This is a genomic window from Microbacterium bovistercoris (genome assembly GCF_003387575.1).
GTDB lineage: Bacteria > Actinomycetota > Actinomycetes > Actinomycetales > Microbacteriaceae > Microbacterium > Microbacterium bovistercoris.
On record NZ_QUAB01000039.1, the window covers coordinates 160,477 to 185,957 of the forward strand.

Sequence of the window (25,481 nt, forward strand, 5' to 3'; positions counted from 1 at the left end):
GAAGAGGTGCGCTCAGCGGCCCTTGGCCGGGGCGAAGAACTTGGCGATGAGGCGGGCGATGAGGTTGAGCGCCATGACGATGAGGATCAGGACGAGCGCGGCGGCCCAGGCCCTGTTCACGTACGCCTCGGGCGGGATGCCCTGGTTCATGTACTGCGTGTAGACGAACACCGGCAGCGTCATCATGCGGCCCTCGAACAGGTTGTAGTTCATCGAGGCGGTGAATCCGGCGGTGATCAGCAGAGGGGCGGTCTCGCCGATGACACGGGCGATGGCCAGCATGATGCCGGTGACGATGCCGGCGATCGAGGTCGGCAGCACGACCTTGAGGATCGTCAGCCACTTCGGCACGCCGAGCGCGTACGACGCCTCGCGGAGCTCGTTCGGCACCAGCCGCAGCATCTCCTCGCTGGAGCGCACCACGACCGGCACCATCAGCACGGCGAGGGCGAGGGCGCCCATGATGCCGAGGCGGATGCCGGGACCCATGATCAGTGCGAACAGTGCGTAGATGAACAGACCGGCGACGATCGAAGGGATGCCGGTCATCACGTCGACCAGGAAGGTGATGCCGCGTGCGAGGCGGCCGCGCCCGTACTCGACGAGGTAGATCGCGGTGAGCAGGCCGATCGGGATGGAGATCACCGCGGCGGCGAGCGTGATCTCGACCGTTCCCATGATGGCGTGCAGGGCGCCGCCGCCCTCGCCGACCACGTTCCGCATCGAGTTGGTGAAGAACTCGGCGCTCAGGCCCTTGATGCCGTTCTCGATGACGGTGATCGACACCGACACCAGCGGCACCATCGCGAGCAGGAACGCTCCGGTGACCAGGCCCGTGACCACGCGGTCGGTGGCCTTGCGGCGACCTTCGACGACCGAGGAGATGACGGCGATGAGCGCGATGTACAGCAGTGCGGCGACGATCAGCCAGCCCGCGAAGTTGAAGCCGTCGCCGCTGATGGCGACGACGCCGAAGACGGCGCCGGACACGACGAGCGAGAGACCGAGGATGGCCCACGGAGCCCACGAGGGCAGGTGCCCGCTCGTGATGCGCATGGTGGTGGGCGCAGGAGCGACCGGGGGAGTGGCGGTGAGGGTCATGTCAGTTGGCTCCCGAGAATTCCTTGCGGCGGTTCACGATCCAGCGGGCGACGGCGTTCACCAGGAACGTGACCACGAAGAGGATGAGGCCCGTCGCGATGAGGACGTTGACGCTGACGCCGTACGCCTCGGGGAAGGTCTGCGCGATGTTCGCGGGGATGGTGTTGGGGTTCTGCGCGGTGAGCAGGCGCCAGGTGATGCCGCCGGACGCGGAGAGCACCATCGCGACGGCCATGGTCTCGCCGAGGGCGCGGCCCAGTCCCAGCATCGCGGCCGAGACGATGCCGCCGCGGGCGAACGGGAGCACCGCCATGCGGATCATCTCCCAGCGGGTGGCACCGAGGGCCAGAGCGGCCTCCTCGTGCAGCGGCGGCGTCTGCAGGAAGATCTCGCGGCAGATCGCGGTCATGATCGGCAGCACCATCACCGCCAGCACGATCGCGGCAGTGAGGATGCTGCGCCCCGAGGGGTTGCCGTCGAAGAGCGGGATCCAGCCCATGTTCTGGTTGAGCCAGGTGTACACCGGCAGGACGGCGGGCGCGAGCACGGCGATGCCCCAGATGCCGAAGACGACCGAGGGCACCGCTGCGAGCAGGTCGACCACATAGCCGAGGCCCTGAGCGAGGCGTCGCGGTGCGTAGTGCGAGATGAACAGGGCGACGGCGATCGAGAGCGGCACGGCGAACAGCAGCGCGAGAGCTGCGGCCCAGACCGTTCCGAAGGCGAGCGGTGCGACGTAGCCCCAGAAGTCGGTCTCGAGGATCGTGGCATTCTCGGGCGTCGCGACCAGACCCGGGATGGACTGCACGACGAGGAAGACCGCGACGGCTGCCAGGGTGACGAGGATCATCGACCCGGCGAACAGCGCCGCTCCGGAGAACCAGCGGTCCCCTGGCCGCTGCTTCGCGGTCGCCGCCGGTGCGGCGGCCTTCGCGGTGGTGGTCATCGAGGGCTCCTCGTGTGGTGTCGGGTGGTCTGCGTGCCTGCGGCGGCCCGGCAGCGCAGGTGCACTGCCGGGCCGCCGCGATGGATCACTTGGTGACGATCAGGTCGACCGCGGCCTGGGCCTTGGCGCGCAGGTCGTCGGAGATGGGGGCGCTGCCGGATGCCTCGGCGGCCGCCTTCTGGCCGTCGGCGCTGATCGCGACGTTGAAGAAGCCCTTCACCAGCGCGGCCTGTGCCGGGTCGGCGTACTCCTCGCAGCCGATCAGGTAGCTGACCAGGACGATCGGGTAGACGCCGGCCTCGGTGCTGGTGCGGTCGAGCTTGATCGCGAGGTCGCCGTCTGCGCGGCCCTCCTCCAGCGGCGAGTGGTCGACGATGGCGGCTGCGGCCTCGGGCGAGTAACCGACGAACTCCTCGCCGACCTTCACCGAGACGGTGCCGAGATCGCCTGCGCGGGAGGCGTCGGCGTAGCCGATGGTGCCCTGACCGCCCTCGACGGCCTGCACGACGCCCGAGGTGCCCTGGGCGGCCTCGCCGGCCTTGATCGGCCACTCCTCGACGGAGCCGTGAGTCCAGACATCCGGAGCCGCGGCGCCGAGGTAGTCGGTGAAGTTGCCGGTCGTGCCGGACTTGTCGGCGCGGTGCACCGGGTTGATGGCCAGGTCGGGGAGCGTCGCGTCGGGGTTGGTCGCGGCGATCGCCGGGTCGTTCCACTTGGTGATGGTGCCGGCGAAGATGCCCGCGAGGGTCTGCGGGTCGAGGTCGAGCTTCTCGACGCCCTCGACGTTGAAGATCACGGCGATCGGCGAGATGTACGCCGGGACCTCGATGATCGGGGAGTCAGCGGCGCAGCCGGTGAAATCCATCGAGGACAGCTCGTCGGTCTTGAACGCACGGTCGGAGCCGGCGAAGTTGTAGGCGCCGGCGGCGAACGACTCGCGGCCGGTGCCGGAGCCCTGCGGGTCGTAGTCGACCGTGACGTCGGGGTTCGAGGTCTGGAACGCCTTGGTCCAGGCCGAGACGGCGACTTCCTGCGAGGTCGCGCCGCCGCCGACCAGGTTGCCGCTCAGCGCGGACTCGGCGGGGGCGTCGGACGACGCGGGCGCGGTGCCCTCGTTCGCGGCGCAGCCGGAGAGGGCGAGAGCGGCGATGGCGCCGACGGCGCCGATACGGGCGATGCGGGAGATCTTCACTGTGGATCCGTTCGATCGTGGGTGGGTTTCGGGCCCGGTGCAGGGCACACAGTGACGCTAGGAGTGACGGTTAACGAGACTGTCCCGTGCGGGTGAACGGAAGGTGAACGGATGGCGGCGCAGAGAAGACGGCGCCCGTGAGAACCCCGGGAACTCAGACCAGCGGGTCGTGCGTCTCGATCGAGATGATCCCGGAACCGGGGTTGGTGGCCGAGAGGTGGACGACCGAGAACGCGCCCGGTTCGAGCGCGCTCGCGCTGGCGACGTAGGACCCGCGCATGGTCCCCGTGGCCAGGGCGATCTCGGACAGGAGGTCGGGCAGCACGGGCCCGTGGCTGCAGATCACGGCCGCCTCGCGCAGACGCACGCGCTTGCCGATGACTCCGCGCAGATCCGCGGTGCCGGCCTCCCAGGCGTCCTGCCCGATGCGACGGGTCTTCTTCGGCTTGATGCCGAGCGCCTTGGCGAGCGGTCTCACGGTGCGCGCGCAGCGCACCGCGTCGCTCGTGACGATCCTGGTCACGCCGAACGCGCGCAGGGGGCCGACGATCGCCTTGGCCTGTGACTCTCCGCGTCCGGTGAGGGGGCGCTCGGCATCGACGCCGTCCCAGTCGGCGCGGGCGACGGCCTTGCCGTGCCGAAGCGCGATGAGCGGGAACGTCTGCAGCACCCCGTCGTCGACGAGGTTCGCGAAGTTGTCCAGGATCTCGGTGTCCACCGGGTAGCTGAGATGGGCGCGGGCCTTCTTCAGGCTGACCCATTCGATCGCGGCGATCTCGCTGTTCGGCACGAAGGTGGATGCCCGGATCGCATCATCCGTGGCCTCGGCGGCCCAGTAGTGCACGACCTTCTGCCGCTTGGGCCTGAGGAAGTACCGGCTCACGCCGACCGGGACGCCGAGCACGACGCGGATGCCGGTCTCCTCATGCACTTCGCGCACCGCGGTCTCGGCGAGCGTCTCGCCGGGGTCGACCTTGCCCTTGGGTAGGGTGACGTCCTGGTACTTCGTGCGATGGATGAGCAGGATGCGCAGCTTGCCGTCGACGAGTCGCCACACGACGCATCCGGCCGCGTAGACGGCCTTGTCCGACGCCAGTGCGATCGTTGTGGGGATCATCGCACCGAGCGCTTGCGCCGACGTCGCTGGATCTGGACCATGGTCTCATCCTGCAGGTCGGTGAGCGGATTGCCGTCGGCATCCTCCGTCCGGCGCGTCCACACACCGCCGGCCTCGAGATGCCACGAGTTCGTACCGTCGTCCATCGCCCGGTCGAACAGCGTCGTGAGCTCCTGCACGTGCGCCTCGTCGGTGACCCGCACCAGTGCCTCGACGCGGCGGTCCAGGTTGCGGTGCATCATGTCCGCGCTGCCGATGAGCACCTGCGGGTCGCCGTCGTTCTCGAACGCGAAGATCCGGGAGTGCTCCAGGTACCGGCCCAGGATGCTGCGCACAGTGATGTTGTCGCTGACACCCGGCAGGTCTACGCGCAGGCTGCAGATGCCACGCACCCAGACGTCCACCTTCACACCGGCCCGGCTGGCGCGGTAGAGCGCATCGATGATCTGCTCGTCGACCATCGAGTTGACCTTGATGCGGACGTGAGCGGGCTTTCCGGCCTCGGCGTTCTTGCGCTCGCGATCGATGAGCCGCAGCAGTCCGCGACGCAGGTGCAGCGGCGCGACGAGCAGGCGTTTGAACTTCTTCTCGATCGCGTAGCCGCTCAGCTCGTTGAACAGGCGGGTGAGGTCGCGGCCGACCTGCGGGTCCGCGGTGAAGAGGCCGAAGTCCTCGTAGATGCGACTGGTCTTGGGGTTGTAGTTGCCTGTGCCGACGTGCGAGTAGTGCCGCAGCACGCCGTCCTCCTCGCGGATGACGAGCGCGAGTTTGCAGTGCGTCTTCAGCCCGACCAGGCCGTACACGACGTGCACACCCGCCTTCTCGAGCTTGCGCGCCCACACGATGTTGTTCGCCTCGTCGAAGCGCGCCTTCACCTCGACCAGCGCCAGCACCTGCTTGCCCGCCTCGGCGGCGTCGATGAGGGCCTGCACGATGGGGCTGTCTCCCGACGTGCGGTAGAGCGTCTGCTTGATGGCGAGCACATGAGGGTCGCGGGCGGCCTGCTCCAGGAACGCCTGCACGCTGGTCGCGAACGACTCGTAGGGGTGATGCACGAGCACGTCGGCTTTGCCGATCGCCTTGAACACGTCCGGACGCTCGTTGCTGTCGCCGGGCTGGAACGCCACGGCGGTGGTCGGCACGTGCGGTGGGTAGCGCAGGTCGGGCCGGTCGATGCGGGACAGGTCGAACAGGCCGCGCAGGTCGAGCGGGCCGGGGAGCCGGTAGACCTCCTGGTCGGTGATGTCGAGCTCCTTGATGAGCAGCTCGAGCGTCACGTCGTCCATGTCATCCGTGATCTCCAGCCGGATCGGCGGGCCGAACCGGCGCTTGAGCAGCTCGGCTTCGAGTGCCTGGATGAGGTTCTCGGACTCGTCCTCCTCGACCTCGACGTCCTCGTTGCGGGTCAGGCGGAAGGCGTGGTGATCGAGTACCTCCATGCCGGGGAACAGGTCGCCGAGGTGGTTGGCGATCAGCTCCTCGAGGCGGATGAAGCGCAGGATCTCACCGCCGCCCGGCACTGCGACGAAGCGCGGCAGCATGGGCGGCACCTTCAGGCGCGCGAACTCCTGACGGCCGGTGCGGGCGTTGCGGATGCGGATGGCGAGGTTCAGCGACAGGCCGGAGATGTAGGGGAACGGATGCGCCGGATCGACCGCGAGCGGCATCAGTACCGGGAACACCTGCGCCTGGAAGTAGTCGCCGAGCGTTTCGCGTTCCGATTCGGTGAGGTCGTCCCATTCGGTGATCTCGATGCCGGAGTCGGAGAGCGCGGGCTTGACCTGCGTGGTCCACACGTCGGCGTGGCGCAGCTGCAGCGCGTGCGCCTCGGCCGAGATGTCGGCGAGCACGTCGGCGGGGGCGCGACCCACATTGGTCGGCACGGCGAGCCCGGTGAGGATGCGGCGCTTGAGGCCGGCGACGCGCACCATGAAGAACTCGTCGAGGTTGCTCGCGAAGATCGCCAGGAAGTTCGCCCGCTCCAGCTCGGGAAGCGTGGGGTCCTCGGCGAGTTCCAGCACTCGCTGATTGAACGCCAGCCAGCTCAGCTCGCGGTCGAGGTAGCGATGGTCGGGCAGCAGTGAGTCGGGTTCCTCGATGGCGTCGAAGTCGTCGTCCTCGGCGTCGCCGAGCCCGGAGTCTGCCAGTAGGGGATCGATCATGGGTACATCCTTGCACCGACCGATGACGCGGCGGTTAACCGATGACGCTCACTCCGCGGCATCCTCGTCGTAGAGGTTGAAGCGATAGCCGACGTTGCGGACCGTGCCGATGGCCTGCTCGGCGTCGCCGAGCTTGGCGCGCAGCCGCCGGACGTGCACGTCGACGGTGCGGGTGCCGCCGAAGTAGTCGTAGCCCCACACCTCGCTGAGCAGCTGCTCGCGCGTGAACACCCTCGACGGATGCGTGGCGAGGAAGTGCAGCAGTTGGAACTCCTTGTAGGTGAGGTCCAGGGGTCTGCCGTGCAGTTTCGCCGAGTACGACTGCTCGTCGATCGTGATCCCGGATGCCTGCACCCGGACGGGCTCCGCGGACTCTGCGGCACGCGTGAGCGCGAGACGGATGCGGGCGTCGACCTCGGCCGGGCCCGCGGAGGTCAGCAGCAGATCGTCGAATCCCCAGTCCGAGGCGACCGCCGGCATCCCGCCCTCGGTCACCACGAGCAGCACCGGGGTGTGCTCGCCCGTCGTGCGCAGCAGCCGGCAGAGCGCCTTCGCCGAGGAGAGGTCGGTGCGCGCGTCGACCAGCAGCAGATCGGCCTCGGGAGCGGACAGCAGATGCCCGGCATCCGCGGGATGAGGGCGCACGGCGTGCGTGAGGAACTCCAGGGCGGGCAGAACGCCATCCGCATCCGAGGTGAGTACCAGCAACCGGGCCACCTGACCATGCTATTCAGTCTGAGGTGAGAGGATGGACACATGACCGAACCAGCGCTGGCGCCGCGTAACGCATACGTCGGCGTGTACATCGTGTGGGGCATCGCCGTCGCCGCCTCGATCGTGCTGGGCATCGTGCTTCCCGAGGACGACCGCGTGCCGTGGATGCTGGTGGCGTTCGGCATCGTGGTGCTGCTCTCCTTCGCCGTGCAGTTGTGGTTCGGCAGGGTCGAGGGCTTCATCGTGCGGGTCTCCGCCAGCGTGATCGGCGCCCTGCTGATCATGGGCCTGATCTCCGTCGGGTTCGGCCTGGCTGCGCTGGTGCCCACCGCATAGCGACCGTTCGACGCGCGAGCGGTTAGAGTGAATGTCATGGACGTCGTCGCGCTCGAATTCTTCTTCCTCGGTCTGCTGGGCCTCGCGAGCCTCGCGATCGCCTTCGTCTCGGTCGTGGTTCTGGTCAACCTGTTCCGCGGCCAGCGCTGACCGGATCGTGTTCGATCTGCCCACAGATCTCCCCGCCGACCTGGTGCCGCTGTCGTGGCTGCTCGGTGTGTGGGAGGGCACGGGCGTCATCGACTACACCGCGGACGAGCAGCACCTGCAGGGTGAGTTCTCGCACCGTGTGAGCTTCAGTCATGACGGCGGCCCGTTCCTGAACTACGCGGCGACCGCGTCGTTCCTCGGCGGTGATGCGCCGGTGCCCCTGCTCGCCGAGAGCGGCTTCTGGCGGCTCGGACGCCCGCACGGCGAGACCGACCCCGGACCGGCGCTGCTGCCGCCGACCGCGGAGGCTGCGCCGCGCAGCGCCGCCGACGTCGAGCACCTGCGCACCGAACAGGGTTTCCCGCTCGAGGTGTCGCTCGCGCACTCCGACGGCACGCTCGAGCTGTACCTCGGCCGCATCGACGGCCCGCGCATCGACATCGCCACAGATGCCGTGGTGCGCACCGCGGGGGCGAAGCCCTACGCCGCGGCATCCCGGATGTACGGGCTGGTCGACGGGCACCTGCTCTGGGCGTGGGACATCGCGGCGTTCGGTTCGCCGCTCGCCTCGCACGCCTCAGCGAGATTGGCGAAGGTATGAGTCTGGACGCGTTCGCGGCACTGCCCGGCGCGGTGCGCGACGGTGACACGATCGCGCACTTCGGCGACCCGATCGGCGAGCAGCGCCGCCTGGCATCCGGTTCGGCCGTCGTGCCGCTCGGTGACCGCACCGTCATCGAGGTCGCGGGGGAGGACCGGCTGACCTGGCTGGACTCGATCACCTCGCAGGCGCTGACCGGGCTGCGTCCCGGCGACAGCACGGAGCTGTTCGTGCTCGACCCCCAGGGGCGCATCGAGCACGATGCCGCCGTGCTGGAGGACGGGTCGTCGGTGTGGCTGATCGCCGACGCCGGCGACGCGGAGGGGCTGGCGACCTGGCTGCAGCGGATGGTGTTCCGCTCGCGTGCCGTGGTCACTCCGCGCCCCGAGCTCTCCCTGATCGGCTACGTCGACGGCGGCTCGGCCGCTGAGGCCGTCACGGCGGATGCGCCGAACGGAGTGCCGCTGGTGTGGGCTGACCCGTGGCAGCAGGTGCAGCCGGGCGGATTCCAGTACTCGCAGGTGGCGGAGCATCCCGGTGCGGAACTCGCCTGGCGTGTCGCCATCGTGTCCGACCCCTCGGCGCTCGCTGACGGCGACGTCGCCGGTGCGCTCGGCGACGTCGCCGGTGCGCTCGCCGCGGAGGCGCTGCGCATCGCGGCCTGGCGGCCGCGCTGGAGCTTCGAGGTGGACGAAAAGTCCATCCCGCACGAGGCCGACTGGATCCGCAGCGCGGTGCACCTGAACAAGGGCTGCTATCGCGGGCAGGAGACGGTCGCCAAGGTGCACAATCTCGGTCATCCGCCCCGTCGTCTCGCGCTGCTGCAGCTCGACGGCAGCGACGCCGTGCTGCCGGAGCCCGGAGCCCCGGTGTTCGCCGGCGAGGCCGAGGTCGGGCATGTGACGTCGTCCGCCAGGCATCACGAGGACGGTCCGATCGCGCTCGCGATCCTCTCGCGCCGCGCGCCGGTCGGCGACCTGGTGGTGCGCGCGGACGGCGTGGACATCGCGGCGGCGCAGCAGGTGATCGTGCCGGCGGATGCGGGCGCCACCGCCGAGGTCCCACGCCTCACGCGCCTGTCCCGCCGCCCGGCGGGTCAGGACCCCCGCAACGCCTGAGGACTACGAGAGCTCGTAGGCCGGGGCCACGGTGCGCCACGGCACCGTCAGCTCGCCCAGGCGCCAGCGGCGCCGGTCGCCGAGCACCGGCACGCCCTGGTCTCGCAGGGCCGTGGCCACGGCGATGAAGCGCTGTGCGGCGCCGAAGGCCGACAGCGGAGCGGCGCGATCCCACTCCCGATCGAGTGCGGTGAGCAGTTCGTGCACACGCTCACCGCGGATGTTGCGGTGGATCAGCGCCTTCGGCAGTCGTTCCGCGACGACGGAAGGACGCTCGAGCTCAGACACCTTCAGCGAGATCGTGAAGCGCTGCGGGATACCGTGCTCGTCGACCTCGACCCACGAGGCGATGCGGCCGATCTCGTCGCAGGTGCCCTCGAACAGCAGCCCGCCGTGCGCGAGCCGTGAGGTCATCCGCCCCCAGGCGTCCTGCACCTGCGCCTCGTCGTACTGCCGGAGCACGTTCATCGCGCGGATCACCGCGGGGCGGCGTCCAGCCGGAAGCGGCACCTCGAATCCACCGCGTGCGAACGACACCGGAAGTTCCGCGGGGAACGAGGTCGTCCCCGCCCGCACCTCTTCGAGCTGCGCGGATGCCTTCGCGACGCGCTCCGGGTCGAGTTCGAGCCCGATCACCGAGACGTCGGCGCGTACCTTGCGCAGCCTCCTTGCGAGCTCGAACGCCGTGACCCCGCTCGCTCCGAACCCGAGGTCCACCACCAGCGGATCGGCTGCCCTGCGCAGCGCTTCCGACGCCGCGATGGCCCGATCGTTCCTGCGCAGTCGGTTGGTCCCGGTCGTCCCCCGCGTCGCCTGACCGATCACTCCCGCCATGCCCCCATTCTCCCAAAGCTCCCCGCGCCCCAGACACGCCCGTCCCCTCTCTCACCCCAAGAGGGTGCGCGCCTCCCAGAAGCACGAGGGCGCAGTGACGTTCCCGGAGCGAGCATCGGGGAGGAGCGAAGCGGAGGGGCCCCGCTCTGCGAGCGCAGGGAACGTCACGGAGCCCGCCCCACGGTCATCCCGAGAAACAGAAAACCGCCCCACGATAAACTGCCATCATGACGCGCACCCTCATCCTGCTCCGCCACGGCCAGAGCGAATGGAACCAGCTCAACCTCTTCACCGGCTGGGTAGACGTCCGTCTCACCGAGCAGGGCGAGGCAGAAGCGCGCCGCGGCGGCGAGCTGCTGGCCGAGTCGGGTCTTCTGCCCGATGTGCTGCACACCTCGCTGCTCAGCCGTGCGATCCAGACCGCGAACATCGCGCTGGATGCCGCTGACCGGCTGTGGATCCCGGTGACCCGCTCCTGGCGGCTGAACGAGCGCCACTACGGCGCGCTGCAGGGCAAGGACAAGGCGCAGACGCTTGCCGAGTTCGGCCCCGAGCAGTTCCAGCTCTGGCGGCGGTCCTTCGACGTGCCGCCGCCGCTGCTCGACGACGACAGCGAGTTCAGCCAGGTGAACGACCCGCGCTATGCCGGCATCGACGGCGAGATCCCGCGCACCGAGTCGCTGAAGCTCGTCATCGACCGCCTGCTGCCGTACTGGGAGTCCGCGATCGTCCCCGACCTCGAGGCCGGCAAGACCGTGCTGGTCACCGCGCACGGCAACTCGCTGCGCGGCCTGGTCAAGCACCTCGAGGGCATCAGCGACGACGACATCGCCGAGCTGAACATCCCCACCGGCATCCCGTTGGTCTACGAGCTCGACGAGAACAACGTGCCCACCGGCCCCGGCCGCTACCTCGACCCCGAGGCCGCTGCCGCCGGCGCCGCCGCGGTCGCGGCACAGGGCAAGAAGTAACCGCAGGCTCCCTCGCGACGCCGAAACCCCTCCTGATTCACGCGAATCAGGAGGGGTTTCGACGTTCGGGCGTCCGGGTTCGGCATCCCGACGTGTTCGCGCTACTCTCTGCTGCTCGCGCGGCGCGTATTTCTGCCGCGCGAGCCGAGGAGTGCAGCGCGAGCGGGGTGGAGCGGGACGGTGAGGCGGTGAACGACCGCGCAGTGATGCATGGACGGAGGCGGCGTGGTCGGGAGCCCGCGCCGCAGACTCCTTCTCGCGCTACAGTTCTCGGCATCCCGACGTGTTCGCGCTACAGTCTTCTGCTCGCGCGGCGCGTATTCGCGCAGCGCGAGCGGTGACCTGTAGCGCGAGCGGCGAAGTGCCGCGCGAAGGGAGAACGGCAGCGGATGCCGTGACGTGCCGCGCGAGGGGCGCGGCCGCAGGCGGCAGGGTGCCGACCGGTCAGGCGTGGCCCGAGCCGGTCTCCTCCTGCTCCTGGGCCTCCGCAGCGAGGGCGATGTCCTCCTCGTCCACAGCCCAGTCGCCGGTGGCGAGGTAGACGACCTTCTTCGCGACGGCCACGGCGTGGTCCGCGAAGCGCTCGTGGTAGCGGCTGGCGAGCGTGGCGTCGACGGTCGCGGTCGCCTCGCCCTTCCAGTTGTCGCTGAGCACCTTCTCGAAGACGCGGGCGTGCAGCTCGTCGACGTCGTCGTCCGCGTTGCGGATCGCGTCCGCCAGGCGCAGGTCCTGAGTGCGGAGCAGCTCGGCGAGGGTTCGGGCGATCTCGACGTCCAGCTCGCCCATCCGGGTGAAGGTTCCCTTCAGGCCCTTCGGGATCGCGCGCTCCGGGAAGCGCAGGCGGGCGAGCTGGGCGATGTGCTCGGCCATGTCGCCCATGCGCTCCAGCGACGCGCTCACGCGCAGCGCGGTGATGACGATGCGCAGGTCGCGGGCGACCGGCTGCTGGCGGGCGAGGATCTCGATGGCGCGCTCGTCGAGCGTCACTGCCAGCTCGTCGATGCGTGCGTCATCGGCGATGACCTCCTCGGCGAGGGAGACGTCGCTCGTGGCGAAGGCGCGGGTGGCCTTGTCGATGGAGACGGTGACGAGCTCGGCGATCTCGACCAGCTGGGCCTGCAGATCCTCGAGGGACTGGTGGAAGACTTCGCGCATTGTCCGGCGCAACCTTTCGTCATGGGCCCGGGCTCGTGTCGCCGGGTGCGTGGCACGCGCAACGCCTGCGGCGCGCCCTGGGCGATTGTGTCCGCCGAAGGTTAACGGATGGTGCCCGGCATGTGAACAGTATGCCGTGCGCCCGCGGAAGTCCGGGCGAACGGCAGGTGACGCGTTCGCCACGGCCCTACGCTGGTGGCATGACCTCGCCGCATATCGCGCTGTTCGCCCTTGCCATCGGCGCGATCATCGGCGCGGGCCTCGTGCTGCTCGTGGGCTGGGCGTACCGCGCCAGGGCGCAGGCCGCGGAGGAGACCTCGCAGGCCGTCCCCGCTGGCACGATCGACGTGCTCGCCAGCATGGATGACGCCGCCTGCGTGCTGGACGCCTCCGGGCTCGTGCTCGCCGTCTCGCAGGCTGCGACGCGGTTCGGCATCGAGGCCGGAGCGGTGCTGGAGAACGCCGAGCTGCGCCAGCTCGTGCGCTCGGTGAGGCAGTCCGGGGGCAGCGCGACCGAGACGCTGCGCATCTCCCGCGGCGGCGTACGGCTGGATCCGCGCCTCGTGTCCGCACGCGCCAGCGCCATGGGGGCGCGACTGACGCTGCTGATCATCCGCGACGTCACCGAGCGCGAGCGGCTCGATCAGATGCGCAACGACTTCGTCGCGAACACCAGCCACGAGCTGAAGACACCTGTGGGTGCGGTGACGCTGCTCGCCGAGGCGATCGAATCCGCGGCCGACGACCCCGAGCAGGTGCGCAGGTTCGCGGCCCGGATCCAGGCGGAGGCGGGAAGGCTCGGCCAGCTCACCGGCCGCATCATGAGCCTGTCCCGGCTGCAGTCCTCCGACGGACTCTCCGGCCTGCGGCCGGTGTCGCTCGACGAGGTGATCGCATCGTCACTCGAGGCGCACGCGGTACAGGCCGACTCGGCCGCCGTCGAGCTGGTGCGCGGCGGAGACCGCGGCACGTGGGTGCTCGGTGACGCGCAGATCCTGATCGAGGCGGTCGGCAACCTCCTCGCGAACGCCATCGCATACTCCCCGCAGGGCTCGCGTGTCGGCGTCGGCGTGCGTGTGGAGGGCGAAGTCGTCGAGATCGCCGTGACCGATCAGGGCATCGGCATCGCGGAGGCCGATCGTGAGCGCATCTTCGAGCGGTTCTACCGCGCCGATGAGGCCCGCTCCCGCCGCACCGGCGGCACCGGCCTCGGCCTCTCGATCGTCAAGCACGCCGCGCAGCGCCATGGCGGGGAGGTGCGACTGTGGTCCCGCCCGGGGCGCGGATCGACCTTCACCGTCCGGCTGCCGCGCATCGAGGCGCCGTCAGCAGACGGAACGGGCAAGAAGAAAAAGAAGAAGCGGGCGAAGAAGGACGCCACCCGCACCCGGAACGGAGAGAACGCATGACCCGCATCCTGCTCGTCGAGGACGAACCCGATCTCGCGGACCCGCTCGCGTACCTGCTGCGCCGGGAGGGGTACGAGGTCGAGATCGCCGAGGACGGACCGGGCGCCCTCGCGGCGTTCCGGGAGCGGGGCGCCGACATCGTGCTGCTCGACCTCATGCTGCCCGGAATGCCCGGCACCGAGGTGTGCAAGCAGATCCGGCAGTCCTCGGCCGTGCCGATCATCATGCTGACGGCCAAGGATTCCGAGATCGACATCGTGGTGGGCCTGGAGCTCGGCGCCGACGACTACATCACCAAGCCCTACTCGTCGAGGGAACTGCTCGCGCGCATGCGCGCCGTGCTCCGCCGCGTCGTCCCCGGAGAAGAGGATCTCGACGAGCGGGTGCTCGAAGGCGGGCGGGTGAGCCTCGACATCGACCGGCACACCGTCACCGTGGCCGGCGAGCAGATCAACATGCCGCTCAAGGAGTTCGAGCTGCTCGAGGTGCTCATGCGCAACTCGGGGCGTGTGCTCACGCGCGGACAGCTGATCGACCGCGTCTGGGGCAGCGACTACTTCGGCGACACCAAGACGCTCGACGTGCACATCAAGCGCATCCGCTCGCGCATCGAGGAGAACCCCTCGGAGCCGGTGATGCTGGTGACCGTCCGCGGCCTCGGCTACCGCTTCGAGGGCTGATCGCCCCGGACGCAGAGGAGGCCGGCCGCGGAACGCGGGCCGGCCTCCTCTGTGAAGAACTCGTGTCAGGACGCGGGCGTCTCGGTGGGCGCCGGCGTCTCCAGGACCGTGCGCTCCGGCTCGGGAACCAGGTCGGAGTAGTACGGCAGCGTGCCGTCGAGCACGGGAACGTCGGCCGTCCGGCCGGAGGAGTCGCCCGACTGGAACAGCACCTCGACGGTCGCACCGGGCTGCACGTTCAGGTCGTCGATGCGCAGCGGGTCCTCATCTGCGCCGAGGCTGACGCGCTCACCGGCCGGCACCTTGACCGTGAACGGGTCGTGACCCTCGAGGGAGATGGTGACGGTCTCGTTCTCGGCGGTGTCGTTGACCAGTCCCGCGACGAGGTTGCCGGTCGAGCCGTCTTCGTCCGCGACGATCATCGCGTTGCGGACCTTGACCGGGCCCGCGTCATTGCTGACGTTGACGCCGTCGGAGGGCGAGTAGGGGATCTCGGTCGCCTGCTCGGTGATGAAGGTGCATCCGGTGGTGCCGAGCAGGGCGACCGCGCCGAGCGCGATCGACGCCAGAAGGCGCGGGGCGATGGACGCAGCAGGGCGCGATTTCACGGATCCTCCAGAGGTGCGAACGATGGGCCGCCACAAGTCTAGTGGGTGAGCGTGGTCCCTCGTGGGTGCGGCGCCGTGAGCGCTGCGGCGGCGAACCTTAGTGCATGCCCGTTGTGGTATCCTGGAGGTTGCCGAAAGGACACGTTTTTATGCTTTTTGAGGTTGGCGAAACTGTCGTCTACCCGCACCACGGGGCCGCGACGATCATCGAGGTCAAGGACCGTGTGATCAAGGGTGAGACGAAGAAGTATCTGAAGCTCAACGTCACCCAGGGCGATCTCATCATCGAGGTTCCGGCTGAGAACGTCGATCTGGTCGGCGTGCGCGATGTGATCGGCAAGGAGGGCCTCGACCACGTGTTCGAGGTGCTGCGCGCGCCGTTCACCGAGGAGCCGACCAACTGGTCCCGCCGCTACAAGGCCAACCTTGAGAAGCTCGCCTCCGGCGACGTCATCAAGGTCAGCGAGGTCGTCCGCGACCTGTGGCGCCGTGACCAGGACCGCGGCCTCTCGGCCGGCGAGAAGCGGATGCTGGCGAAGGCCCGGCAGATCCTCATCTCCGAGCTGGCGCTCGCCGAGAAGATCGACGAGGACAAGGCCGGCGAGCTGCTCGACGAGGTGCTCGCCTCCTGACGGGTTTCGACGAGGGGCCGGATGCTGCAGCATCCGGCCCTTCGTCGTGTCCGGGGCGGCGATACCCTGAGAGCGTGACTGTGCTCCCCGTCCCGGACACCGCGATCATCGTCGTCGCGGCAGGGTCCGGCACCCGCCTCGGCGCGGACGCCCCCAAGGCCCTGGTCGGCATCGACGACCGGACGATCCTCCGGCACGCGCTGGACGGCGTGTTCGCCGCAGCGCCGATGCAGGTCGTCGTCGTCGCGCCCCCCGGACTCGAGGGGGTCGCTGAGGCCGAGCTGCGGCAGGCGGCGGGGGACCGCGCCGACCTCGGCCGCGTCGTCGCCGGCGGAGACACCCGGCAGCGCTCGGTGGCCGCGGGACTCGCGGCGCTCTGGGGCGACGTCAGCACGGTGCTCGTGCACGACGCGGCCAGGGCGCTCACGCCGCCGGCGCTGGTCGATGCGGTCGCGCAGGCGGTGAAGGACGGCGGACCGGATGCCGGCGTCATTCCGGTGCTCCCGGTCGTCGACACGCTGAAACGGGTCGAGGCCGCGGACGTCGTCGCCGCCGTCGACCGCAGCACCCTCGTCGCCGCGCAGACGCCGCAGGGTTTCCGGCGCGAGCCCCTCGAGGCGGCGTACGCCGTGGCACTCGCCTCGGGCGCCGAGTACACCGACGACGCGGCGTTGTTCGCCGCAGCAGGGCACCGGGTCCAGCACATCGCCGGCTCGGAGCGGGCGTTCAAGATCACGGTGCCTGCGGATCTCGAGCGCGCAAGGCATCTTCTGGCGGGATCGCCTGCAGCACCGCCGGTCGCTGCGCGGTCCTCTCTCGCGCTGCCTCGCGTCGGAATCGGCACGGACGTGCACGCCTTCGGCGGCGAGGGGAACCTCTGGCTCGCAGGTCTCGAATGGCCGGGCGAGCAGCCGCTCTCCGGGCACTCCGACGGCGACGCCGTCGCGCACGCGATCGTCGACGCGCTGCTCGCCGCGGCCGGGCTCGGCGACATCGGCGAGCACTTCGGCACCGCGCATCCGGAGTACGCCGGCGCCCACGCCGACGTCTTCCTGGCACGCACCCGCGAACTGCTCGGCGAGGCGGGCTTCGCGATCGGAAACGTCTCTGTGCAGTTCCAAGCAGGCCGGCCCCGGTTCAGCGCGCGCCGCGCGGAGGCCGAGCAGGCGCTGTCCGCCGCGCTCGGCGGTGCGCCGGTGGCCGTGGCGGCCACGACCACCGACGGGCTCGGTTTCCCCGGCCGGGGTGAGGGGATCTCGGTGACGGCGGTCGCGCTGGTGGTGGCGCGTTCCGCGGAATGAAGGGGGATCGATCAGGCACCGCCCGGTAGTCTTGTGCGGTGACTCTCCGCCTGTACGACACCCGCGCCCAGCAGCTGCGCGACTTCGTCCCTCTCGACCCCGAGAACGTGACGATGTACGTCTGCGGGCCGACCGTGCAGTCCGGACCCCACATCGGGCACGTCCGCGGGGCGCTCAGCTTCGACATCCTGCGCCGCTGGCTCGGCCTCCGGTACGGCCGGGTCACCCTCGTGCGCAACGTCACCGACATCGACGACAAGATCCTGGTGAACGGCACGGAAGCCGAGCCGTGGTGGGCGCTCGCCTACCGCACGGAGAAGGAGTTCACCGCTGCGTATGACGCGGTGCGCATCCTCCCGCCGACCTACGAGCCCCGCGCGACCGGCTTCATCCCGCAGATGCACGAGCTCATCGAACGGCTCATCGAGAACGGGCACGCCTACCCGGCGCCGGACGGCTCGGGCGACGTCTACTTCGACGTGCACTCCTGGCCCGCATACGGCGATCTGACCCACCAGTCGGTCGACGCGATGGAGGCGGCGGAGGACGCCGATCCGCGCGGCAAGCGCGCGCCGCAGGACTTCGCCCTGTGGAAGGGCGCCAAGCCGGGTGAGCCGGCGGATGCCACGTGGGACTCTCCCTGGGGACCGGGTCGTCCCGGGTGGCACATCGAGTGCTCCGCCATGGCGCGGCGCTACCTCGGCGCGGAGTTCGACATCCACGGCGGCGGGCTCGACCTGCGCTTCCCGCACCACGAGAACGAGCTCGCCCAGTCCACCGCGGCCGGCGACGGCTTCGCGCAGTACTGGGTGCACAACGGCCTGGTGACGGTCGGCGGGCAGAAGATGTCGAAGTCGCTCGGCAATTTCACGCTCGCCGCCGACGTGCTCGCGCAGCACGATCCGCTTGCCGTGCGGTATGCACTGGCGGCGGCGCACTACCGGTCGAGTCTCGACCTCAGCGAGTCGTCCTGGACCGAGGCGGAGGCCGCACTCGGGCGCATCCGGACGTTCCTCGAGCGTGCGGTGCGCTCGCAGGACGGAGGAATCGGATGGATGGCGATGGGGTCCCTTCCCGAGGGGTTCCGCGCAGCACTCGACGATGACCTCGGGGTGCCGCAGGCACTGGCCGTGCTGCACGAGACGGTTCGTGCGGGCAACGCGGCGCTGGACCGCGGCGACACCGACTCCGTGCGCTCAACGCTCGAGTCCGTGACGGCGATGACCCATGTGCTGGGCGTCAACCCCCTCTCGCCCGAGTGGCAGACCGGAGGCGCCGGCGCCGAGGCGTCCGCACTGGACGCCCTCGTGCAGACCATGATCGTGCAGCGCGCCGCGGCGCGCGCTGGCAAGGACTGGGCCTCGGCGGATCGCATCCGCGATGCGATCGCCGCCGCAGGCATCACTCTGGAGGACACTCCGGACGGAACACATTGGAGCATCGATGGCTAAGCCGAGTCGCCCTGGAGCGGGCAACAGCAAGAAGAAGGGCGCCTCGAAGGGCACCGGCGGACACAGCCGCAAGGCGCTCGAGGGGCGTGGGCCGACCCCGAAGGCCGAGGATCGCGCCTGGCACGTCGCCGGCAAGCGCAAGGCCGCTGCCGAGCGCTACGCCGCCGCCGGCGGCAAGGGGCGCCCTGGGCAGAAGCCGCAGGGCCGCGACATGAACCGGCAGGCGCGGGCCAAGTCCACTGACGACACCGAGACCGTCACCGGGCGCAACTCGGTGCTCGAGGCGCTGCGCACCAAGATCCCCGCGACCACGCTCTACATCGCACAGCGCGTCGAGATGGACGACCGCGTCAAGGAGATGCTGGCGATCGCGCGGCACCGCGAGATCCCCGTGCTCGAGGTCACCCGCCAGGAGCTCGACCGCATGGCCGGCTTCGACGGCGTCCACCAGGGCGTCGCACTGAAGGTGCCGCCGTACGAGTACGCGCACCCGCAGGATCTGCTCGAGCAGGTGATCGATCGCGGTGAGACCCCGCTCTTCGTCGCGCTCGACGGCATCACCGACCCGCGCAACCTCGGCGCGATCATCCGCTCCACCGCCGCCTTCGGCGGGCACGGCATCATCCTGCCGCAGCGCCGCTCGGCGAGCGTGAACTCGGCAGCGTGGAAGACCAGCGCCGGAGCCGCGGCGCGGCTGCCCGTCGCCCTGGCGTCGAACCTCACCACGCTGCTCAAGGAGTTCAAGAAGCAGGGCGTGTTCGTGCTGGGCCTGGACGGCGGGGGAGACGTGGCGCTGCCGGCGCTCGAACTCGCCGACCGCCCGGTCGTGATCGTCGTCGGCTCCGAGGGCAAGGGGCTGTCGCGTCTGGTCACCGAGACCTGCGACCAGATCGTCTCGATCCCGATCTCGGCCGCCACCGAGTCGCTGAACGCCGGCATCGCCGCATCCGTCGCGCTCTACCAGGTCGCGACGCTGCGTGGGGCTTGACTGAGAGCGCACGGTTCCGCAGGCAGGGAATGATGCGGGTCGGCACTCCGTTGCCGACTGTGTGCCGCGATCGCGGCGCGTCCGTCTGAGAAAGAGGAATCGCATGGCCCGCATCATCGTCGTCGGAGGAACCGGGTACGCCGGAGCGCACATCGTCCGCGAGGCGGTGAGCCGAGGGCATGACGTGGTCGCCATCGCCCGCAGCACGCCGGAAGCGCCTGTCGAGGGTGCGGCCTACGTGCAGGGCTCAGCGCTCGACCTGGACGGCCTCGGCGACGTCTTCGACGGAGCGGATGCCGTGGTCTCGGCGATCTCACCGCGCGGCGACATGACCGACAGCGCCCTGGGTGCCCTCGGCGCACTCGCTGCGAAGCTGACCGGCACATCGACCCGTCTCGGCGTCGTCGGCGGTGCCGGCGGAAGCCTGATCGCTCCCGGCGGCCCTCGTCTGTTCGATCAGGGCTTCCCCGAGGAGTACAAGCACGAAGCGCAGGTCGGCATCGACTCCCTCGCTCTGCTGCAGGACTCCGACGCCGGGCTGGACTGGTTCTTCGTGCACCCGGCAGAGGTGTTCGGCCCGTGGGCGGAGGGCGAGCGCACCGGCAGCTACCGTGACGGCGGCGACGTGCTCGTGCGCGCCGAGGACGGCAGCTCCACGATCTCCGGCGCCGACTTCGCGGTGGCGATCGTCGATGAGATCGAGACGCCGAAGCACCGTCGCGAGCGCTTCACCGTCGGGTACTAGGCCTCAGACCAGGTCCCGCCAGTCCACCTCACCGGTGTCGTCGGACACGTCCACGGCACCGGTGACGACCGGAACGCTCATGGTCTCCGTCGGCGGCCCCATGATCGTCGCCTCGTCGCGCCGGTGCCGGAGGACGTCGTTGATGTAGCTCGTCAGCACCTCGGCGATCGGCACCGAGCGACCCTGCGCCTGGGACAGATACCAGCGGTGCTCGAGCACCTGGTGGAACACCTCGGCGGGCTCGAGCTTCGCACGCAGGTCGTAGGGGATGGCGCGGACGACCGGCTCGAACACGCGGGTGAGCCACTCGTGCGCGTACATCTCCTCATCCACCCACTGCTTGGTGGAACGGGCCCGGAACTCGTCCAGATCGTTCAGCAGCCGACGGGCCTGGTTCTCCTCGACATCGAGGCCCGTCAGGCGGATGAGTCGGCGCTGATGGTGCCCGGCGTCCACGACCTTCGGCTGGATGTGCACGACTGCGCCGTCGGCGGTGGTCTTCATCGACATCTCGTCGATGTCGAAGCCGAGGGCGTTCAGCTGTTCGACCCGCTCCGTGATGCGCCAGGTCTCGTTCGCGGAGAACGACTCCTCGGCGGTCAGCGCCGCCCACAGGGCGCGGTACGACGAGACGATGCCGTCGGCGATGGCCACCGCATCGACACCGTTCTCCAGTCGCCCTCCGGCAGCGAGGTCGAGGATCTCCCCGGCGATGTTCGTGCGCGCGATGTCGAGGTCGTAGGAGCGCTGGCCGTCGGTCAGCCCCTCCTCATGCAGTTCGCCCGTCTCCGCATCCACCAGGTAGGCGGCGAAGGCGCCGGCGTCCCTCCGGAACAGCGTGTTCGACAGCGACACGTCGCCCCAGTAGAAGCCGACGTTGTGCAGCCGCACCAGGAGCAGGGCGAGGGCGTCGACGAGGCGGGTGGCGGTGTCGGGACGCAGCACACGGGTGAACAGCGCGCGGTACGGCATCGAGAACTTCAGGTGCGAGGTCACCAGCGCGGCGGGGAGAGGGTCGCCGTCCGCATCCTGCCGGCCCGCGATCACCGCGACCCGGCTCACGCAGGGCACGTCCAGCCGTGCCAGGCTGCCGAGCATGTCGTACTCGCGCTGAGCCATCTCGGCCGTGGTCTCCTTGACCGCGACGACCCGGCCCGACAGGTCCGCGAAGCGGACCAGATGCCGGGACAGGCCCTTCGGCAGCGACACGATGTGCTCGCTCGGCCACTTTCCCAGCGGCGTCGACCATGGAAGCGACAGCAGCCCGGGGTCGACCGTGCTGGCGGTGATGCGCAGCGTGCTGGACAGGCGTGTGGTGTCGGCCATGCGCGCTCCTCGGATGCAGGCGGGGGACAGCGACGAAAACGACGCGGCGCGGGCGACCCTGTGGTCGACCGCGCCGCGTGCGTGAGGGTGATCAGGAAGCGGAGACGATCGGCTTGTCGTTCAGGCGCTCGCCCGTCTCGAGGTCGAAGGCGTGCACGTGGCCGGGGTTGGCGGCCAGCGTGACGGTCTCTCCCGCGTTCGGGTGGTTGCGGCCGTCGACGCGCGCGACGATGTCGGTGCGCTTGCCGTTGACGTCGGTGTGCCCGTACAGGTATCCGTCGGCACCCAGTTCCTCGACCAGGTCCACCGTGACGGAGAGACCCTTGCCATCAGCGGGGCCGACGGTGATGTCCTCCGGTCGCACGCCCACCGTGACCTCGCTGCCGTGCGCACGGCCCACGGTGTCGCGGTCGAGCGGAACGACCTCGGAGCCGAACTGCACGCCGCCCTCGGCCAGGCTGGAGGTGAACAGGTTCATCGCCGGCGAGCCGATGAAGCCCGCGACGAAGACGTTGTTCGGGCTCTCGTACAGGTCGCGCGGGGTGCCGACCTGCTGCAGGAGACCGTCCTTGAGGACCGCGATGCGGTCACCCATGGTCAGAGCCTCGGTCTGGTCGTGGGTGACGTAGACCGTGGTGACGCCGAGGCGGCGCTGCAGCGACGCGATCTGGGTGCGGGTCTGCACACGCAGCTTGGCGTCGAGGTTCGACAGCGGCTCGTCCATGAGGAACACCTGCGGCTGGCGCACGATCGCGCGGCCCATGGCGACGCGCTGACGCTGACCGCCCGAGAGCGCCTTCGGCTTGCGGGTCAGGTACTCCTCGAGGTCGAGGAGCTTGGCTGCCTCAAGGACGCGAGCTGCGCGCTCCTCCTTGCCGACGCCGGCGATCTTCAGGGCGAAGCCCATGTTCTCGGCGACGGTCATGTGCGGGTACAGCGCGTAGTTCTGGAACACCATCGCGATGTCGCGGTCCTTCGGCGGCACGTCGGTGACGTCGCGGTCGCCGATCAGGATGCGGCCGGCGTTGACCTCTTCGAGGCCGGCGAGCATGCGCAGCGAGGTGGACTTTCCGCAACCGGAGGGGCCGACGAGAACGAGGAACTCGCCATCGGCGATGTCGATGTTCAGCTTGTCGACCGCGGGGCGCGTGCCTCCAGGGTAGAGGCGGGTGGCGTCGTCAAAGGTCACGGTTGCCATTGGTTTCTCCTTCACCGGCAGGTACGTGCCGGACGATCCGTTGTGATGGAAGCGGCGGGGTTGCCCGCCGTGGCCCGCCTTCGGGCCAGGTTCAGTATGGCATGCACCTGCGCCATCTGGGTAACTTCCCAGGAGGTCTGGATAACATCGAACCCGGTGCCGCTTCAGGCGGCCGCCGGCCGCTTCGGGCGGCCATCAGGGGGAGACCCGTCCCCAACCGGACTTTCAAGAGGAACGATGTCGAGCGACGAAACGCCGAACGTCCCCACCACGACCTCATCACGCGAGGCGGTGCGGGAGAAGGCACAGCAGGTGCATTCCCGTCAGCGCCGGGCGCGCGCGATGCGACGGATCATCATCGGTCTCGTCGCTGTCGTCGCCGTCGGCGCGGTGAGCACGGCCGTGACCTGGGCGGTCACCTCCTCGGTGTCCAAGCCCACGCTGAGCCCGGCCGGCATGGCCGACGACGGCGTGACCGTGCGCGAGGTCGCCGTGAGCGCGCCTCAGACCGCACCGGAGGGCACGCCCACGCCGGATCCGAGCGGTGCGGGCGCAACGGCCTCGGCCACCCCCACGCCCGAGCCGACTCCCGTCGAGGGCGCCGTGGACGTGCACATCTACGTCGACTACCTCTCGCCCGACGCGGGTGAGTTCGGGCGTGCGAACGCCCGTCAGCTCACCGGATGGATCACCGAGGGCGCGGTCAACGTCACCTACCACCCCGTCTCGCTGCTGACGGCGAGCTCCAACGGCACGAAGTACTCGCTGCGCGCGGCCGCCGCATNACGAAGTACTCGCTGCGCGCGGCCGCCGCATCCGCCTGCATCGCCAGCTATGCTCCGGACTTCTTCTACGCGTACAACCACGAGCTGCTGATCGATCAGCCGAAGGTCGACAGCGACGGCCGCACGGATGTCGAACTGGCCGACCTCGCCGGCGCGGTCGGCATCGACAACGCCGAGCAGGTTCGCTCCTGCATCGAGGGCGGCGACTACCTGACCTGGGCGAAGGACGCCACGACGCGTGCGCTCGAGGGGCCGCTGCCCGGCTCGAAGAAGCTCAAGCTGAACGCCGCGCCGATGATCGTCGTGAACGGTGAAGCCTATGTCGGCGCGATGGACGACCCGGCCGAGTTCTCCCAGTTCGTGATGACCGTCGCCAGCGACGCCTACTACGGCGAGCCGACCCCGACTCCCACGCCCACTGCCACGACCCCGGCGAAGTGAGGCCGGCGGTCGCCGCTAAGCTGGTGACCGTTCGCCTCCTTAGCTCATCTGGTAGAGCAGCGGCCTTGTAAACCGCAGGTGGCCGGTTCGAGTCCGGCAGGAGGCTCGGCAAGACGAAGAAGAGCTCCCCGTGAGGGGAGCTCTTCTTCGTCTGCGGGGCGCGTCAGACCACGGGGCCCTGCGCCGGCCAGCCGTCCAGGGGGCCGGTGTCGGTGAGATAGCCGATGTACGCCTCGTGCGGGATGCTGTGCCAGATCATCGGGTCGGTGTTCCAGACCTCGCCCTCCACGAGCCCGCCGAGCAGTGACTCGACGCCGAGCACGTTCTGCTTCACGGCCTTGCCGCGGCTCTTCTGCCCGATCGAGCCGCCGTAGGTCTCGAAGAAGACCATCGGGTGACTGTGTCCGGTCGGGTTGAGACCGTTGTGGTTCAGGCCGAGCATCGCCGCCGAGGTGACACCGCCCTTGATGTCGATCTCGCGCGGACCGCCGACGCTGTAACGATCGATGTTGACGTACCCGTACTTCTTGAGCTCGGAGTACACGTGACCCTGCAACTGGCGGGCCTTGATGTCGTACTCGCCACCGCGGATTCCCGGCAGCGTGGGTCCGCTCGGCGCCAGCGAGATACCCAGCGACATGGTGATCGGCTCGTCGGACGCGTCGTACTTCAGGCCCTGGTGGTGGATGTCGAGGCCGACGTGCGGCTGGACCCGGGTCCAGTAGGCAGGTGCCGGCGAGTGAGGGTGAATCGGGGGGACTGTTCAGCCATCTCATCGTTCCTTTGTCTTCGTTGACGGCGGACAGCGCCAGTGTGTCAGCGTCGACGAGAGGAGAGCAAGGAAAGCGGAGGAACCGCTCAGAACAGCATCTCGTCCATGCCCTTGTCGTCGGCCCGTTCGACGGCGGCGATGCGCTCGTCGAGGGATGCTGCGGCGATCAGTGCCTCGTCGATGAGTTCGCGGGAGCCGTCGGCCGTGAGCCAGTCGCCCTGGAACGATGCCGGCAGCAGCAGCGGCACCCGGTCGTGGATGTGCGCGACCTGCGGGGGAGCGGGGCGCATGACGATCGAGTAGCAGGTGCGCCACTCGCCGTCGGGGTCCTTCCCGCGCTGCGTGACCGCCGCCATTCCGAACAGGACGCCACGCCCCAGTCCGAACTCGTGCCACGCGCGCTGCGGCTTCTGCATCTCGAACCAGCCGGTGCTCGGCACGATCGCCCGGCCGCGCAGCGACCCGGGCTTCTCCTGCAGCCGCTCGGAGCGCGTGTTGATCGAGGGGAACCGTGCCGGCGCGCCGTTCACGAGGAAGCCCCACCAGGCCTGCTCGAGCACCGCCGCGTCGTCGCCCGGCATGACGACAGGATTGAGGTTGCGCAGATTCCGTCCGGTGGGGCGCAGCGTCTCACCGGCGTTCTGCTCGGCCCAGTGGCGCAGGCCCTCCAGCATCGCGGCATCCGCCGCAGCGAGCTGCTCGGCGTCGGTGAACCGGGGATCGAGACCATAACTGGCGCACATGCGGC

Annotated in this window: 24 protein-coding genes and 1 tRNA gene; 12 read left to right on the top strand and 13 right to left on the bottom strand. The window is 69.6% G+C overall.

The genetic code is table 11. From position 1 onward, the window contains the following. Positions 1-12 precede the first annotated feature (12 nt). From pstA to DY023_RS17980, 6 genes are all read right to left on the bottom strand, one after another. The gene (pstA, locus tag DY023_RS08360) at positions 13-1,101 is read right to left on the bottom strand and encodes a phosphate ABC transporter permease PstA (RefSeq protein ID WP_116241870.1); all 1,089 of its coding nucleotides are present in this window, start codon (positions 1,099-1,101) and stop codon (positions 13-15) included. Position 1,102: 1 nt separating this feature from the next. Further along, positions 1,103-2,047 carry a phosphate ABC transporter permease subunit PstC gene (pstC, locus tag DY023_RS08365; RefSeq protein WP_116241871.1) on the bottom strand — a complete coding sequence of 315 codons (945 nt, stop codon included), beginning with the start codon at positions 2,045-2,047 and terminating at the stop codon, positions 1,103-1,105. An 85-nt stretch (positions 2,048-2,132) separates the two neighbouring features. Further along, positions 2,133-3,239, bottom strand: coding sequence for a phosphate ABC transporter substrate-binding protein PstS (pstS, locus tag DY023_RS08370; RefSeq protein ID WP_116241872.1), 1,107 nt, complete (start codon positions 3,237-3,239; stop codon positions 2,133-2,135). 154 nt (positions 3,240-3,393) lie between these two features. Continuing rightward, on the bottom strand, positions 3,394-4,356 hold the full coding sequence (locus DY023_RS08375) for an NUDIX hydrolase (RefSeq protein ID WP_116241873.1): 963 nt from the start codon (positions 4,354-4,356) through the stop codon (positions 3,394-3,396). Then, positions 4,353-6,518 (bottom strand): RNA degradosome polyphosphate kinase, encoded by a 2,166-nt coding sequence (locus DY023_RS08380; protein ID WP_116241874.1) that lies wholly within the window; start codon positions 6,516-6,518, stop codon positions 4,353-4,355. The genes DY023_RS08375 and DY023_RS08380 overlap by 4 nt, the downstream gene beginning before the upstream one ends. A gap of 48 nt (positions 6,519-6,566) precedes the next feature. Beyond that, entirely contained in the window at positions 6,567-7,235 is a 669-nt protein-coding gene (locus DY023_RS17980; protein ID WP_116241875.1) for a winged helix-turn-helix transcriptional regulator, read from the bottom strand. A 39-nt stretch (positions 7,236-7,274) separates the two neighbouring features. Between DY023_RS17980 and DY023_RS08390 the strand changes: the two genes are divergently transcribed. The 3 genes from DY023_RS08390 (at position 7,275) to ygfZ (ending at position 9,437) form a co-directional block, all read left to right on the top strand. Then, positions 7,275-7,568 carry a hypothetical protein gene (locus DY023_RS08390; protein ID WP_116241876.1) on the top strand — a complete coding sequence of 98 codons (294 nt, stop codon included), beginning with the start codon at positions 7,275-7,277 and terminating at the stop codon, positions 7,566-7,568. Between the two features lie 157 nt (positions 7,569-7,725). Beyond that, positions 7,726-8,319, top strand: coding sequence for a heme-binding beta-barrel domain-containing protein (locus tag DY023_RS08395; protein WP_116241877.1), 594 nt, complete (start codon positions 7,726-7,728; stop codon positions 8,317-8,319). Next, positions 8,316-9,437: a CAF17-like 4Fe-4S cluster assembly/insertion protein YgfZ gene (ygfZ, locus tag DY023_RS08400; protein ID WP_116241878.1), complete on the top strand. Its 1,122-nt coding sequence runs from the start codon at positions 8,316-8,318 to the stop codon at positions 9,435-9,437. The genes DY023_RS08395 and ygfZ overlap by 4 nt, the downstream gene beginning before the upstream one ends. A gap of 3 nt (positions 9,438-9,440) precedes the next feature. Here ygfZ and DY023_RS08405 read toward each other — a convergent pair whose 3' ends face one another. Further along, positions 9,441-10,271, bottom strand: a complete 831-nt coding sequence (locus DY023_RS08405) for a class I SAM-dependent methyltransferase (RefSeq protein ID WP_116241879.1) — start codon at positions 10,269-10,271, stop codon at positions 9,441-9,443. A gap of 227 nt (positions 10,272-10,498) precedes the next feature. On the opposite strand from DY023_RS08405, the gene DY023_RS08410 reads away from it, so the two are divergent. Beyond that, a complete protein-coding gene (locus DY023_RS08410; RefSeq protein WP_116241880.1) occupies positions 10,499-11,242 on the top strand; it encodes a phosphoglyceromutase in 744 nt (247 codons plus the stop codon). A 444-nt stretch (positions 11,243-11,686) separates the two neighbouring features. Here the strand turns inward: DY023_RS08410 and phoU are convergent, their stop codons facing one another. Continuing rightward, a complete protein-coding gene (gene phoU / locus DY023_RS08415; RefSeq protein WP_116241881.1) occupies positions 11,687-12,397 on the bottom strand; it encodes a phosphate signaling complex protein PhoU in 711 nt (236 codons plus the stop codon). 200 nt (positions 12,398-12,597) lie between these two features. Between phoU and DY023_RS08420 the strand changes: the two genes are divergently transcribed. Beyond that, on the top strand, positions 12,598-13,806 hold the full coding sequence (locus tag DY023_RS08420) for a sensor histidine kinase (RefSeq protein WP_116241882.1): 1,209 nt from the start codon (positions 12,598-12,600) through the stop codon (positions 13,804-13,806). After that, the gene (locus DY023_RS08425; RefSeq protein ID WP_116241883.1) at positions 13,803-14,486 is read left to right on the top strand and encodes a response regulator transcription factor; all 684 of its coding nucleotides are present in this window, start codon (positions 13,803-13,805) and stop codon (positions 14,484-14,486) included. The genes DY023_RS08420 and DY023_RS08425 overlap by 4 nt, the downstream gene beginning before the upstream one ends. A 65-nt stretch (positions 14,487-14,551) precedes the next feature. Here DY023_RS08425 and DY023_RS08430 read toward each other — a convergent pair whose 3' ends face one another. Continuing rightward, on the bottom strand, positions 14,552-15,094 hold the full coding sequence (locus DY023_RS08430) for a DNA modification methylase (protein ID WP_245958633.1): 543 nt from the start codon (positions 15,092-15,094) through the stop codon (positions 14,552-14,554). Positions 15,095-15,243: 149 nt separating this feature from the next. Between DY023_RS08430 and DY023_RS08435 the strand changes: the two genes are divergently transcribed. From DY023_RS08435 to DY023_RS08455, 5 genes are all read left to right on the top strand, one after another. Further along, positions 15,244-15,726, top strand: coding sequence for a CarD family transcriptional regulator (locus tag DY023_RS08435; RefSeq protein WP_116241884.1), 483 nt, complete (start codon positions 15,244-15,246; stop codon positions 15,724-15,726). Between the two features lie 74 nt (positions 15,727-15,800). Next, positions 15,801-17,027, top strand: coding sequence for a 2-C-methyl-D-erythritol 4-phosphate cytidylyltransferase (gene ispD, locus DY023_RS08440; protein WP_116241885.1), 1,227 nt, complete (start codon positions 15,801-15,803; stop codon positions 17,025-17,027). Between the two features lie 38 nt (positions 17,028-17,065). Then, a complete protein-coding gene (gene cysS, locus DY023_RS08445) occupies positions 17,066-18,478 on the top strand; it encodes a cysteine--tRNA ligase (protein WP_116241886.1) in 1,413 nt (470 codons plus the stop codon). Then, the gene (gene rlmB, locus DY023_RS08450) at positions 18,471-19,466 is read left to right on the top strand and encodes a 23S rRNA (guanosine(2251)-2'-O)-methyltransferase RlmB (RefSeq protein WP_116241887.1); all 996 of its coding nucleotides are present in this window, start codon (positions 18,471-18,473) and stop codon (positions 19,464-19,466) included. The genes cysS and rlmB overlap by 8 nt, the downstream gene beginning before the upstream one ends. A 103-nt stretch (positions 19,467-19,569) precedes the next feature. Next, on the top strand, positions 19,570-20,211 hold the full coding sequence (locus DY023_RS08455) for an NAD(P)-dependent oxidoreductase (RefSeq protein ID WP_116241888.1): 642 nt from the start codon (positions 19,570-19,572) through the stop codon (positions 20,209-20,211). A 3-nt stretch (positions 20,212-20,214) separates the two neighbouring features. On the opposite strand, the gene DY023_RS08460 is transcribed toward DY023_RS08455, so the two are convergent. Then, positions 20,215-21,537: a DUF4032 domain-containing protein gene (locus tag DY023_RS08460; RefSeq protein WP_425453442.1), complete on the bottom strand. Its 1,323-nt coding sequence runs from the start codon at positions 21,535-21,537 to the stop codon at positions 20,215-20,217. Between the two features lie 91 nt (positions 21,538-21,628). Beyond that, positions 21,629-22,735 (bottom strand): ABC transporter ATP-binding protein, encoded by a 1,107-nt coding sequence (locus tag DY023_RS08465; RefSeq protein ID WP_116241889.1) that lies wholly within the window; start codon positions 22,733-22,735, stop codon positions 21,629-21,631. 1,259 nt (positions 22,736-23,994) lie between these two features. Here DY023_RS08465 and DY023_RS08475 point away from each other — a divergent pair. Further along, positions 23,995-24,067, top strand: a tRNA-Thr gene (locus DY023_RS08475). Positions 24,068-24,124: 57 nt separating this feature from the next. Here DY023_RS08475 and DY023_RS08480 read toward each other — a convergent pair. Then, positions 24,125-24,601: a hypothetical protein gene (locus tag DY023_RS08480; protein ID WP_116241890.1), complete on the bottom strand. Its 477-nt coding sequence runs from the start codon at positions 24,599-24,601 to the stop codon at positions 24,125-24,127. Between the two features lie 218 nt (positions 24,602-24,819). Further along, on the bottom strand, positions 24,820-25,476 hold the full coding sequence (locus DY023_RS08485; protein WP_116241891.1) for an SOS response-associated peptidase family protein: 657 nt from the start codon (positions 25,474-25,476) through the stop codon (positions 24,820-24,822). Between the last annotated feature and the right edge of the window lie 5 nt (positions 25,477-25,481).